The sequence below is a fragment of the Eudoraea sp. genome (genome assembly GCF_039969275.1).
Taxonomy (GTDB): Bacteria; Bacteroidota; Bacteroidia; order Flavobacteriales; family Flavobacteriaceae; genus Eudoraea.
On the sequence record NZ_JBDVOC010000010.1, the window covers coordinates 266,764 to 279,974 of the forward strand.

General features: G+C 35.9%; 16 protein-coding genes. 7 read left to right on the forward strand and 9 right to left on the reverse strand.

What is annotated here, in order from left to right:
• Nucleotide 1 precedes the first annotated feature (1 nt).
• The 4 genes from dapB to ABJH90_RS09040 are packed head-to-tail and all read left to right on the forward strand — an operon-like array spanning nt 2 to nt 3,444.
• Nucleotides 2–703, forward strand: a complete 702-nt coding sequence (dapB, locus tag ABJH90_RS09025) for a 4-hydroxy-tetrahydrodipicolinate reductase (protein WP_348138525.1) — start codon at nt 2–4, stop codon at nt 701–703.
• A 51-nt stretch (nt 704–754) separates the two neighbouring features.
• Nucleotides 755–2,458 (forward strand): signal peptidase I, encoded by a 1,704-nt coding sequence (gene lepB, locus ABJH90_RS09030; RefSeq protein WP_348138527.1) that lies wholly within the window; start codon nt 755–757, stop codon nt 2,456–2,458.
• 37 nt (nt 2,459–2,495) lie between these two features.
• The gene (locus ABJH90_RS09035; protein WP_348138529.1) at nt 2,496–3,128 is read left to right on the forward strand and encodes a WbqC family protein; all 633 of its coding nucleotides are present in this window, start codon (nt 2,496–2,498) and stop codon (nt 3,126–3,128) included.
• On the forward strand, nt 3,121–3,444 hold the full coding sequence (locus ABJH90_RS09040; protein ID WP_348138531.1) for a DUF6122 family protein: 324 nt from the start codon (nt 3,121–3,123) through the stop codon (nt 3,442–3,444). The genes ABJH90_RS09035 and ABJH90_RS09040 overlap by 8 nt, the downstream gene beginning before the upstream one ends.
• Here the strand turns inward: ABJH90_RS09040 and ABJH90_RS09045 are convergent.
• The 7 genes from ABJH90_RS09045 to ABJH90_RS09075 all read right to left on the reverse strand — a co-directional run bounded on the left by ABJH90_RS09045 (nt 3,430) and on the right by ABJH90_RS09075 (nt 9,616).
• Nucleotides 3,430–4,443 (reverse strand): endonuclease/exonuclease/phosphatase family protein, encoded by a 1,014-nt coding sequence (locus tag ABJH90_RS09045; RefSeq protein ID WP_348138533.1) that lies wholly within the window; start codon nt 4,441–4,443, stop codon nt 3,430–3,432. The genes ABJH90_RS09040 and ABJH90_RS09045 overlap by 15 nt on opposite strands.
• Before the next feature lie 3 nt (nt 4,444–4,446).
• Nucleotides 4,447–5,322 carry a rhomboid family intramembrane serine protease gene (locus ABJH90_RS09050; RefSeq protein WP_348138535.1) on the reverse strand — a complete coding sequence of 292 codons (876 nt, stop codon included), beginning with the start codon at nt 5,320–5,322 and terminating at the stop codon, nt 4,447–4,449.
• Nucleotide 5,323: 1 nt separating this feature from the next.
• Nucleotides 5,324–6,067: a rhomboid family intramembrane serine protease gene (locus ABJH90_RS09055; protein WP_348138537.1), complete on the reverse strand. Its 744-nt coding sequence runs from the start codon at nt 6,065–6,067 to the stop codon at nt 5,324–5,326.
• Complete coding sequence (mutL, locus tag ABJH90_RS09060) at nt 6,068–7,918, reverse strand: DNA mismatch repair endonuclease MutL (RefSeq protein ID WP_348138538.1); 1,851 nt, start codon at nt 7,916–7,918, stop codon at nt 6,068–6,070.
• A complete protein-coding gene (locus tag ABJH90_RS09065) occupies nt 7,918–8,208 on the reverse strand; it encodes a riboflavin synthase subunit beta (protein WP_348138540.1) in 291 nt (96 codons plus the stop codon). Before ABJH90_RS09065 ends, mutL begins: the two co-directional genes overlap by 1 nt.
• Before the next feature lie 163 nt (nt 8,209–8,371).
• Nucleotides 8,372–8,848, reverse strand: coding sequence for a 6,7-dimethyl-8-ribityllumazine synthase (gene ribH / locus ABJH90_RS09070; protein WP_348138542.1), 477 nt, complete (start codon nt 8,846–8,848; stop codon nt 8,372–8,374).
• Nucleotides 8,849–9,616 carry a tetratricopeptide repeat protein gene (locus ABJH90_RS09075; RefSeq protein ID WP_348138544.1) on the reverse strand — a complete coding sequence of 256 codons (768 nt, stop codon included), beginning with the start codon at nt 9,614–9,616 and terminating at the stop codon, nt 8,849–8,851.
• A 115-nt stretch (nt 9,617–9,731) separates the two neighbouring features.
• On the opposite strand from ABJH90_RS09075, the gene recF reads away from it, so the two are divergent.
• From recF to ABJH90_RS09090, 3 genes are read left to right on the forward strand one after another with little or no spacing between them, the layout of a single operon-like run.
• Nucleotides 9,732–10,811 (forward strand): DNA replication and repair protein RecF, encoded by a 1,080-nt coding sequence (gene recF / locus ABJH90_RS09080; protein ID WP_348138546.1) that lies wholly within the window; start codon nt 9,732–9,734, stop codon nt 10,809–10,811.
• A 1-nt stretch (nt 10,812) separates the two neighbouring features.
• Complete coding sequence (locus ABJH90_RS09085; protein WP_348138548.1) at nt 10,813–11,232, forward strand: hypothetical protein; 420 nt, start codon at nt 10,813–10,815, stop codon at nt 11,230–11,232.
• On the forward strand, nt 11,232–11,525 hold the full coding sequence (locus tag ABJH90_RS09090; RefSeq protein WP_348138550.1) for a DUF721 domain-containing protein: 294 nt from the start codon (nt 11,232–11,234) through the stop codon (nt 11,523–11,525). Before ABJH90_RS09085 ends, ABJH90_RS09090 begins: the two co-directional genes overlap by 1 nt.
• A 30-nt stretch (nt 11,526–11,555) precedes the next feature.
• Here ABJH90_RS09090 and ABJH90_RS09095 read toward each other — a convergent pair whose 3' ends face one another.
• A complete protein-coding gene (locus ABJH90_RS09095) occupies nt 11,556–11,984 on the reverse strand; it encodes a nucleoside-diphosphate kinase (RefSeq protein ID WP_348138552.1) in 429 nt (142 codons plus the stop codon).
• Nucleotides 11,985–12,032: 48 nt separating this feature from the next.
• Entirely contained in the window at nt 12,033–13,061 is a 1,029-nt protein-coding gene (locus tag ABJH90_RS09100; RefSeq protein ID WP_348138554.1) for an alkaline phosphatase D family protein, read from the reverse strand.
• Nucleotides 13,062–13,211 lie beyond the last annotated feature (150 nt).

Genomic DNA, 13,211 nt, shown 5'->3' on the forward strand with positions numbered 1-13,211 from the left:
TATGAATATAGGTTTATTTGGATATGGGAAAATGGGAAAAATGATTGAAAAAATCGCTATCCAACGAAATCATACTATAGTTGCTAAAGTAGATGTGGACACAAGAGAAGTTGACTATACAGCAATGGATACGGCAATAGATTTTAGTAGTCCGGAGGCTGCATTTAATAATATTAAGAGTTGTCTTGAACACAATGTTCCGGTCATATCCGGCACTACAGGTTGGCTGAAAGATTACGACAAAGTAATTTCTTTATGTAAAGAAAAAAATGGGGCTTTTATTTATGCTTCAAATTTCAGTTTAGGTGTAAACCTTTTTTTTGAATTAAACAGTTATTTAGCAAAAATGATGAGCCAATTACCCGAGTACAGGGTATCAATAGAAGAAACCCATCATCTGCAAAAACTTGATGCTCCAAGTGGAACTGCAATTACACTTGCTGAAGGTATTATTGAGAATTCGGATTATAAAGGCTGGGAAATGGAAAAATCTCAAGACCAACATGTCCCTATAATTTCCAAAAGGATAGCCGATGAATATGGTACCCATGTCGTTTCTTATGAAAATTTAGTAGACGAAATAGTAATAAAGCACAAAGCGAACAATAGGGAAGGTTTTGCGTTAGGTGCTGTTGTTGCCGCGGAATGGCTAAATGGGAAAAAAGGTGTCTTCACCATGAAGGACGTGTTAAACCTGGGTTAATTTTGGTAACAAACCGGACGAAATAACGTCTGAAAAAATATATAAAAGAGTATGAATAGTACAAATTGGATCATCTTTATTTTAGTTATACAAGTCATTCATTTTTTAGGGACCTGGAAGCTATATATTAAAGCAGGAAGAAAACCTTGGGAAGCTGCCATTCCAGTATACAATGCCATTGTATTAATGCAAATTATAAGAAGGCCTAAATGGTGGGTTATACTTCTTTTCATTCCCATAATTAATCTTCTGATGTTTCCTGTAATTTGGGTTGAAACTATACGAAGTTTCGGTAAAAATAGCCTTCTTGATACGTGGTTGGTTATCCTCACTCTTGGATTTTATATTTACTATATTAACTATGCCGAAGATGTTACTTATATAGAGGACAGAAGTTTGCATCCAAAAAGTGGATTAGGAGAATGGGTAAGCTCCATTGTATTTGCTGTTGTAGCTGCAACACTGGTTCATACTTATTTTATTCAGCCATATGTAATCCCCACAGGTTCACTGGAACGCACCCTCAGGATTGGAGACCTCCTCTTTGTGAGTAAGTTTCATTATGGGGCTCGCGCTCCCATGACCACCATAGCAGCTCCTATGGTACATGATACAATACCTGGTTTAGGAATAAGATCTTATCTGAAGAAACCTCAACTTCCTTATTTCAGATTACCTGGATTTGAAAAGGTTAAAAAAAATGATATTGTTGTTTTCAGCTGGCCGGCAGATACGGTTCGCGTCTTTTTTAAGAAGGAAGAAGGAGTAAAAAAACCAATTGATAAAAAATCCAATTATGTAAAACGATGTGTTGGAACTCCCGGCGATTCGCTATCAGTAATTGATGGTGTAGTATACATCAATGGCAAACTGCTTCAACTGTCAGACAGAGCTAAACCTCAATATGATTATAATGTTTACTCACAGAAAGGAGTATCCTCAAGGCTACTTATAAGTTTGGGAATAGATGAGTTTACAAGAAAATACTTGTCGGCTCCTTTGAACCAAAATCAATTTGATGCTGTCAACAAATACCTCATTGCAGGAGGTCAAAATGCCAAGGGTGAAATAGAGTTGATTACAGATGCAAGTGGAATTCCCCCAAAAGTTATTAGACAGGCAGGACTTTCTTTACGGGAAGAAACAGGTCGCCAGCGCACGGTGACACTTACCGACGAAATGTTGGAAGAATTAAGAAGTAATTCGGATATAGATTCTGTTGTAAAAATAGTAGAACCTAAAGGTTTAAAGGGTTATAATATATTCCCGCATGCACCTGACTATCCCTGGAATAATGATAACTTTGGACCTATATACATTCCTCAGGAAGGAGTAACTATTTCGCTAAATCCAAAAGTTCTTCCACTTTATAAAAAGATAATTCGCGACTATGAAGGAAATACTGTAGGAGTTTCAGGGAATCAGGTAAGTATAAATGGCCAGGTTACTGAATCCTATACCTTTAAGCAGGATTACTATTGGATGATGGGAGATAATAGAGATCACTCAGAAGATAGCCGGAGTTGGGGGTACGTCCCCGCCAATCATATTGTTGGCAAACCAATTTTTATTTGGCTAAGCTTTGATAATTTCAATAAGGGAATTACTCATTGGAAACCCAGATGGGATAGGATTTTCACTACTGTTGGAGGTGATGGTGAGCCCAGGTCTTATTTTAAGCATTTCCTTATTGCACTGGCGGCCTGGTTTATATTTGATTACTTTTGGAAACGTAGAAAGAAGCTTAAAAAGTAATAATTTATTTTTTTGGGTGGAATAAAAATACAAATAGATGAACTTGCTACTCCATCCTACCTACTTGCCTGATATTGCCACTTATTCAACTCTTGTGCAAAATAAAATAATCTGGGAAGTCTGCGACAATTATCAAAAACAAACCTATCGAAATCGGGCCTTTATTTGTACAGATCAGGGAAAATTTATGTTGAATATTCCAATTAAACATGTAGGTGGCAAGGAGGGTAGACAAAAGTATAAAGATGTAAAGCTTGATAATGAGTACAGATGGCAGCGTCAACATTGGAGAACGCTTCAAACCGCATACAGGACATCTCCTTTTTTTGAATATTACGAAGATGATCTGGCCCCGCTTTTCGTGAATAATTACTCATATTTATTAGATTTTAATCTTAATGCAATTGATATTATTTCCAATTGCCTACAATTCGACATTAATGCAAGGCAAACTGATGTCTATGAGCTAAATCCCAAAGCGGTTTTCGATGCCAGGTTTTTGGTACATGCCAAAAAAACAATTGATATAAGGCAAAAAAGCTATATGCAGGTTTTCAATGACAGGCATGGTTTTATTAAAAATTGTAGTGTTCTGGATTTGTTATTCAACGAAGGTACTGCCAGTCTTGATTATTTAATGAACCAAAATCTCGATTTTCTAAATGCTTAGATTCTTGCTTCATTACGGTATTCATATAATAGTACCAATAGCTGTTGGCCTCATATTTTTTAAAAATAATAGAATATGGATAATCCTTATTCTCCTTTCGGGAATTTTAATTGATGTAGATCATTTAATTGCCAATCCCATTTTTGATCCCGGGAGATGCAGTATTAACTTCCACCCTCTTCATTCCTATTGGGCCATAGCCGTTTATATCTTGCTGTTTATTTTTAATAAGACAAGGATAATCGGGCTTGCCTTACTCATTCATATCCTGGCAGATTTGATTGATTGTTACTTCTTGCTGTCAGAGTCGAATTGATGTCAGTACAGGGTAGTGGTCAGATAGTTTTAGATCAAAGTTTTGATGTGTCATTACTTGCATGGTCTTATCCCCTAAAATAAAGTCGATGCGAAATGGAACAACCTTTATGTCAAAAGTTTTTCCAAAACCAGTACCTTTTTCGTCAAATGTATCTCGCATTTCCCCTTTGGCAATGCGATACACGTTTGAAAATGGTGTATTGTTAAAATCCGCACATACTATGGTCCTGAACGGAGATTTTTTTTTGTGATTATTAAATATTTGTACCTGTTCTTCTTGTTTTACGAAGGTTCTTCTCATTTTATTGAATGAACTAACCGCGCGCCTGACATTCCTTACACTGGACGGTCTAATTTGATATGATTGAAGATGCAGGTTATATATTCGAATAGTGTCCCCTTTATATTCAATATCTGCATAAATGGCGTTGTTGGCAGTATCTGGAAATTCCAAAGTTCCATTGGCAACTATTGGGTATTTTGACAAAATAGCCTGGATGCTTTTCTGAGAGGTATATGGGGTTATGTATTTAAATGGATAGTTTTTTAACCGCCTCATATCTAGCCACTTAGATTCTTGAAAACAGATTATATCAGGGTCTTGTTCATCAACAAAATCGATAATTTTATTTCGTATTAATTTGAAATTTGACCAACCTTTAAAGTTAAAACCTCTGGTATTATAAGTCATAATACTCAAGTCTTTATCTTCAGGATATATATTGGAAGAACCAAATCTATAAAAAGAGCCAAAAGTAAAATAAGAAATGAGAACAGCTGAAAGTGATAGTATAAATATCTTTTTTTTTCTAAAGCTCCAATAAAAAATAAATGGAATATTTATGATAAAAATTAACGGAAAGAACAAACTCAAAAAAGCTAAAGGAAGAAATGTCTTTACAGAAATATAAGGTGCCAGACATGACAATAAAAGAAGTGCACCACATATCAAGTTTAAAATATAAACTCCCCTGTCAAAAAATGATAATTCTCTCACAGACTAGTCATCTTTACCTGCCTTAAATAAGAAATCCTTTTCTGATTTGGAAAGACTTTCATAACCAGATTTACTTATTTTATCCAGGATGGTATCAATCTTGCGCTGTTTACTTTCCCTGTCGTAATTTACACTTGAATTACTATTTCCTTTTGCTCGTCGGTACACAGTTTTTAAAGGCGCTTTTTTCTCTTTCTTCTTAAAAAGACCTTCAAGGCTTTCCAACATTTTGGTAAATCCTTCTCCAATATCTCTGCCTTTTAAAAGCTGCCTGGCATACACATATCCCAGTAAAGCTCCTCCCAAATGGGCAAGATGCCCACCTGCATTTCCGCCGGATGGTATCTGAATTAAATCTACCAATACAAAGAAAGCTCCAATATACCACAACTTTACATTGAAAATAAAGAGCCTTACTTCCTGGTTAGGAATATAGGTACATACAAAAATTAAAACGGCAGTCACACCAGCAGACGCACCAATTAGCGCCGTGTTGGTGGCTAAAAGAGCAGGAAATACATTATAGCTTAATAAAAAGATTAATCCTCCCAATATGACTCCCAAAAAATAAACGCTTGTGAATTTTTTAGGCCCAAAAAGATTAAGGAATATTCTTCCTGAAAAATAAAGCATTATCATATTCCAAAATAAGTGCCAGATATCCCCGTGAAAAAAGGAATAGGTAACAAGAGACCAAGGTTGAGAAATAAAGTCGATGAAATCTTTAGGTAATTCAAACCAGCGAATCAATGAATTGGAAGGCATGCCCATTAAGAAAGTAAATAATCCGTTTATGATAAAAACAAATACGTTTACTGCAATTAATTTTTCTGCTATGTTGAGTCGCGCAAATTGATATTTCAAATTTCCAGAATTCATGCTAGTCCCATCTATTTTTATTAAACTGATTTTTCTTCCAGTACCACATCATTAGAAATCCAAAAAGCGCTCCGCCTACATGGGCAAAATGGGCAATCCCATCACCAAATATGGAATATCCGGTAACTCCCGAAAACAAGTCCAGGCCTATTAATACAGGAATGAAAAATTTTGCTTTAATAGGAATTGGTAAAAAGATAAGGAATAATTCACTATTTGGGTAAGACATTCCAAAAGCTACCAATATTCCATAAATAGCCCCGGAAGCACCTACTGCCGGTGTATTATACGCGCTTAAAAAATTATCTATAACACTTCGTGGTGCATAATTATACCAGTCCGGACTATATTGCCCCCCCGAAATAATTTCCATAATCTGATTTTTCGCTATTCCCGAATTTACCAGGGCCTCTATACCCTGATTGAAATAATAATAATTTACGCCGCTATGTATAAGGGCTGCCCCGATGCCCGCAGAAAAATAAAAGAACAAAAACTTATTCCGACCCCACATCCGCTCCAATGGTGTTCCAAAGGCCCAGAGGGCGTACATATTAAATAATATATGCATAAATCCGCCATGCATAAACATATGGGACAAAATCTGCCAAATTCCAAAATTCTCGTTCTCCGGAAACCACAATGAAAACCATTGATACATCTGATCTCCAAATAGATTGGTTGCCACAAAGAACAACACATTAACAATTAGCAGATGCTTAATGGCATCGGTAAGTTTTCCCATCTAAATAAATTTATTATCAATTTCACGCTCAGTTATAGTAATGTGAATTAATTTGTTAAACGGACTTCGGTTAGTTTCCTTACATGCAAATAATGCATTTACCAAGGCCTGTTGTGACTCGCCATCCAATATTTCTCCAGTTTTTACTGCTAAAGATTTACAAAGTGCTTTTGATAATACCTCAGACTGGGTAAAATCGTTCTCACTTACCTCCATCTGATAATCAGAAATTAATTGATCCAGGATAACACCTATTTCACTCTCATTAATAAGCTGCGGAATTCCGGTTATTTGGAGTTCATCCTGTGTAAAAAGACCGAAGGCAAAACCCAGAGATATCAAACTAGCTTTAATTTCCTTAAGTACCGCTAATTCTGTTTTTGAAAAAACGAGCGATATAGGAAATAGCAATTGCTGGCTTAAAGTTTCCTCTACCGTAATACTCTTAAGAAATTTTTCATATAGTACTCGCTGATGAGCTCGTCCCTGGTCAATAATAAGCATACCAGATTTTATGGTCGTTACTATATATTTTCTTCTAAGCTGGAATGTAGTCGCCCCACTTACTTCTAATTTCTGCTGTTCCTCAAAAATAGAACCTGTGATAGTGTCAGATTCAAAATGTACCGTACTAAAACCCTCACCCCTACCGACTTTTGACTCCAAACCTACGTACATACTTTCCCAATCCCCAGACGGCTGCCTTTTAAAAAACCTTTTATCTCTATTTTCAAGTCCGCTTTCCTTAAATGGATTATAACCGGGATCAACAGTAATACCGGGTTGTTGTGCCTGCATATTTGATAGTACATATGGAGTGTCTAAATTCTGATCTTTGTCAAAATCTAATACCGGACTTACATTAAACTGACCTAAGCTGTGTTTTATTGTTGATTTGAGTATTGCGTATAAGGTATGTTCATCATCAAACTTAATTTCTGTCTTTGTAGGGTGTATATTAATATCAATTGATTCTGGATCTACCTCCAGATATAAAAAGTAGCCCGGGCTTGTATCTGGTCTCAACAGCCCTTCAAAAGAAGCCATAACAGCATGATGAAGATATGGGCTTTTTATAAAGCGATTATTTACAAAGAAAAACTGTTCTCCCCTACTTTTTTTTGCGTATTCCGGTTTGCAAATAAAGCCTGATATCTTTACAACCTTGGTTTCTTCCTCTACAGGTACTAACTTTTCTTTTGTTTTAGTCCCGAATATATGTACAATTCGCTTTTTTAAATTGGTTGAAGGCAAGCTGAATAGTTCACTATTATTGTTATAAAAATAAAAATGTACCAAAGGATGTGCCAGAGCTACCCGGTGAAATTCTGAAGTAATATGACGTAATTCTACCTGGTTGGACTTTAAGAATTTTCTCCTTGCCGGGATATTAAAAAAGAGATTCTTTACAGATACAGAGGTTCCTTTAGGTGTTACGGTTACATCTTGCGATAATACCTTACTCCCTTCAATTTTAAGAAGCGTACCTACTTCATCTTCTGCCGGACGGGTATTCATTTCCACATGCGCTATAGCAGCAATAGAAGCCAGGGCTTCTCCACGAAATCCTTTTGTGTCCAGGTGAAATAAATCCTCAGCACAATTTATTTTAGAAGTTGCATGTCTTTCAAAACTCAATCTGGCATCCGTTACACTCATACCTAGTCCATCATCCACGATCTGGATCAAAGTCTTTCCTCCGTCTTTTACAATTAATTTTATGGTAGTAGCTCCTGCATCAATGGCATTCTCCAATAATTCTTTAACAACAGAAGCCGGGCGTTGGACTACTTCACCGGCGGCTATCTGATTAGCCACGTGGTCTGGCAAAAGTTGTATAATATCTGCCATTATTTTGAAAAGAAGATTGATAAATCAAAATCGATAATATAAAGGAATATAAGAATTAGGACAACGATTATAATTAGCATTCTTAGTTTTAGATTTTTGTCGCCAGCCCTCTTGATATCCGCCATTGCATTGCTGAACTTTCCTTTCAATCCTCTTGGTGCATCTATTGTAGATCGGAATTTATCAAGTTTTGGCTGCATTTTATACGGGCTGCCTTCACCCTTATCGTTATAATAACGTGGTGTATAACTGTATTTTCTGTTCTTTCGTAGTTTTGAAAATCTTCCCATGAGCCTAAGGCTCAAAGTTACTCAAAATCAAAAAATATGAAGAGATATCCTTCCCAAAAATTGTTAACAGTTTACGGCATGCGCATTATTAAGGTCACATTTTACAAAATAATCCAATTGTGCCTAAATGTGAATGAGAGGAATTAGCATCAGCAGTAATCAATTAAAGTAATGCCATTTTAATCGCGGCAATTGCAGCTTCTGTTCCTTTATTTCCATACTTACCACCACTTCTGTCCTCTGCCTGTTGAAGATTATCATCGGTTAGCACGCAAAAAATCACGGGGGTGTCGGTATTTACATTCAGGTCTTTTATTCCCTGGGCGGTAGCGCTGCAAACAAAATCAAAGTGTTTGGTTTCTCCGCGTATTACACTGCCTATTGCAATAACAGCATCCGGATTATTTTGCTGTATCATTTTTTTACATCCAAATGTCAGCTCAAAACTGCCCGGAACATCCCATCTTAAAATATTATCTTGTTTTACACCACAATCCAACAATGTAGATTCGGCGCCTTTAAAAAGGCCTTCCGTGATCTTCGAATTCCATTCTGAAACAACAATCCCAAACCGAAGAGCCTTCGCGTTTGGGATTGTTTTCTTGTCATAAACCGACAGATTTTTGTTGGACGTAGCCATTTACTTGTTGCTTTTAGCCATTCCTATAAAGGCATCTATAGTATTAGCTTCTTCCGAATTTGAAAATTCATCTTTAATTCTCTGGAAATACTGAAGTGCCTTATCATTCTGATTCAGCTCTGAAGCAGTTACTCCGGCTTTATAAAGAAATCTTGGAGTAGTATAATCATTAATATTGTGGGCAAATGCCAATTCATAATACCCCAAAGCATCTGTGGCTTGACCCAATTGCATAAAAGCATCTCCAATTCCCCCTTTCGCCAGGGCACCAAGGATGGCATCATCTGAAGAAAAATTTTCCAAATGCCTGATGGCGTCTTCGTATTGTTTCATGTTCAAATAAGCCATGCCTGCAGAATAATTAGCCAGGTTGGCTGCTTTTGTCCCTTTGTATTCATCGATAATATCCAGAAAACCATATTTACCTTCTGCTCCATTTAATGCTAAAGTAAACAGTGAATCCTTTTCTGCTGTATTGTTTAAAGCCTGATCAAAATATTGTTGAGGATAAAAAAGTTCATTAGCAGCATTTGCTTCTTTTGGTTTTTGAATGAACTGATTATAAGAAAGATAGCCTAAAACAGCAATGGCAATCACACCTATCAGGCCAAGGATATAATTTTGATTTTTGGCCACCCATTGTTCTGATCTGGAAGCACTTTCATCCAGGCTGCTAAAAACTTCCGCCGTGGCACTATGCTTAGAATCAAATTCTCTTTCTTCGGCTTTATTTTTAGGCTTGTAACCCCTTTTCTTATATGTTGCCATCTTTACATTTATTGGTCGCGCAAAAATAAAGTTTTTATCTAAAACCAAAAGCCTAAATATTCGTTATTTTTCGATAATTTGCACCTTCCATGTTTATTACCAAATTACCTTCCCAATGTTTCTGAAGAATTTATCCCTGGTTAACTACAAAAATTTTGAGGCGCAACAATTTGAATTCGATTCCAAAACGAATTGTTTTGTTGGTGATAACGGCAAAGGAAAAACCAATGTGCTTGATGCTATTTACCACCTTGCATTTGGTAAAAGTTATTTTAACCCTCTGGCTGGTCAGAATATAAAGCACGGAGAGCAATTTTTTATCATTGAAGGTACTTTTAAACTCAAAGACAGGAACGAAAAAATTGTTTGCAGCCTCAAAAAAGGCATGAAAAAGATCATCAAACGAAATAATAAAGTATATGATCGCTTATCTGATCATATTGGTCTATTACCCTTAGTTATTATTTCGCCAGCCGATAGAGATTTAATTCTTGAGGGAAGTGATATTAGAAGAAAATTTGTAGACAGTGTTATATCACAGTCAGATAAGGAGTATCTGCAAACACTTCTTAAATACAATAAAACACTTCAACAGCGTAATACCCTACTGAAATATTTTGCGGCCAACCATTCTTTCGACCAGGAAACAATTTCTGTTTATAACGAGCAGTTAAACGGCTTTGGAAAAATCATTTTCGAAAAACGGGCGGCTTTTATCGAAGATTTTATTCCTATTTTTAGAGAACAATACTTAGCAATTTCCGGGGGACAGGAGTTGGTTAACGTGCACTATGAAAGCAAATTGTTCTCACAAGATCTTTTATCGCTCCTTGAAAGTAATATTGAAAAAGACAGGGCATTGCAATACACCTCCACAGGGATTCATAAAGATGATCTTCGGTTTGAAATAGAAGATTATCCTATAAAGAAATTTGGTAGTCAGGGACAGCAAAAATCATTTTTAATCGCTTTAAAGTTTGCTCAGTTTCACTTTCTAAAAGCACACGCCGGAACTACTCCGATAATGCTTTTGGATGATATCTTTGACAAATTGGATGAAAATAGGGTAAAACACATCATTACCTTAGTTGATGATGAAAATTTTGGGCAAATATTTATTACTGACACACACCCAGAGCGGACGGAAAATGTTGTGAAATCTATTCATCAATCCTATAAAATTTTTAAATTGTAGTATGCGTAAGCAAATTTCTTTGATATTGTTTTTATCCTTTCTGGCGTGTTCTGAAAAAATATCCGTTTCAGATTTAAATCATATTAACGGATATTGGGAGATTGAAGAGGTTAAATTTCCTGATGGAGGAAGCAAAGAATATAACGTAAATGTGACTATCGATTACTTTGAATATAATAATATGAAAGGTTTTCGCAAGAAAGTACAACCCACATTTGATGGAACTTATAATACTTCCAGTGATGCAGAGTCATACCAAATAAATGAAAGAGATGGTTTTTTTTGGATGAGTTACCAGAATGACTTAAGTTCATGGGAAGAGCAAATAACCGAGATTACTAAATCCAATATGGTTCTCAAAAATAAAGAAGGCTTGTCTTATCATTACAGACGATTTCAGCCCATCAATGCTAAAGAGTAATGGCAAAAGAAAAAAATCTACATCCCCTGAGTGAAGCTTTGAATGCATTTATTAAAGAAAATAAATTGCAAAAAGGTATAGACAAAGTCATAGTCAAAAAAGCATGGGAGAAGATAATGGACAACGGAGTAAACAACTATACTACGGCAGTAGAGTTGCGCAATGATACGCTTTTTGTCTCCCTTTCATCTTCTGTCTTACGAGAAGAACTAAGTCATGGAAAATCCAAAATCATTGATATGATCAATGAAGAGTTGAACAAGGACCTAGTCAAAAATATTGTATTAAGGTAACTGGTAAGTTTTATCTATGGTTTTTTAGTACTATTCTCTTAAGTAAACTTCCCTTCCTGAAAAATGGAAACTTCCTTCTATAGCAGCGTTTTCATCACTATCTGAACCGTGTATTGCATTCTCACCTATATCTTTAGCGAATAATTTTCGAATAGTTCCTTCAGCAGCTTCCATAGGATTTGTAGCCCCTATTAAGGCTCTAAAATCATCTACCGCATTATCTTTCTCTAAAATAGCAGAAACAATAGGTCCTCTTGTCATAAACTGAATCAACTCGCCAAAAAAAGGTCGGTCGCGGTGAATGGCATAAAACTGCTGGGCATCACGTCTGCTCAACTGAGTATATTTCATAGCTATGATCTTGAAACCTGCAGATGTAATTTTTTCTAAAATGGCTCCAATATGTCCATTTTCAACCGCATCTGGTTTAATCATTGTAAAAGTTCTGTTGGCTGTCATTTATAAAATTTTGGGCAAAAATACATTTTCTTACAGCAAACCACAACATTAATAATTTTGTCTTATCTCAAGAGGCACGATACCGTTATTTTTAACGATTTGTAAATGAACTTCCTTAGTAATCATATTCAACTTTACCAATCCAAAACTCTCTTTAGCAATGACATTACCCAATCTGTATGGATTGGGTTCCCCGGAAAAATCTGAATAACTATGCGTAAGTCCGCTACTAGTAAAATCTATTAAAGGGTAGGAAAGTCCGGGAATATTAATTTTAGAAAACTCAGAAATATGGCGATCCCCCGAAAGGATAATTACCCCTTTAGCCTGTGAATCTACGAGCAAATGTTTAAATCTATCCACTTCATGGGGGAAATTTCCCCAACATTCAAAACCATGCTCATTAGACAAGAACTGAATACTACTTACAACAAGATTAAAATCGGCATCCGTATTGTTCAACTCATAGGCAAGCCATTGCCATTGTGTTTCTCCAAGAAGTGTGCCCTCACCGTATGGGTTCGGTTTATTACGTTTCTCTGTTTCTGTATCCGCGGTTAAAGCTGTTCTAAAATATCGTGTATCTAAAACTATAATCTTTATTTTACCCAGACTACCGTTATAGTCATATGCAAAATAAACACCCTCCTGAGTTCGTCTCGGATGATCTGCCGGTACATCCATAAAATCTAAAAAAGCCTGTTGGCTCTGTTTTTTAGACACATATTCTGTACCTCCATCATTTAATCCATAGTCATGATCATCCCAAGTTCCTATTACCTGCGTGCTTTTTTTTAATTTTTTATAACCGGAAACCTTATTTTGGGCATTATATAGTTGTCTTATTTCCGCTACATCTTCTGTGTCAGCATAAATTATATCACCGCCCCAGATCCATAATAATGGATCAGCTTCTTTTATGTCATCCCATAAAAGATTTTCTAAGTTATGCTTATTGCAAGAACCAAAAGCAATTGCAATTTCCGAATCCGGGACAGTTGTTTTAACCGATTTTTTTTTGGCGGTACAACCCGCAGTTAAAGCAAACAAGATTATAACAACGAATGATTTATACATGAATCAAATGATTTAGATAACAAAAATAGACTTTTATAAAAAGGAATATTAGTCCAACTCCAGAATACTTTTAGAGTATATTTTAAACTGGATAAATGAAGTATTCTGCCTGCTCTTACTTTTGAAATTACTGCTATAGGGAATCTCCAA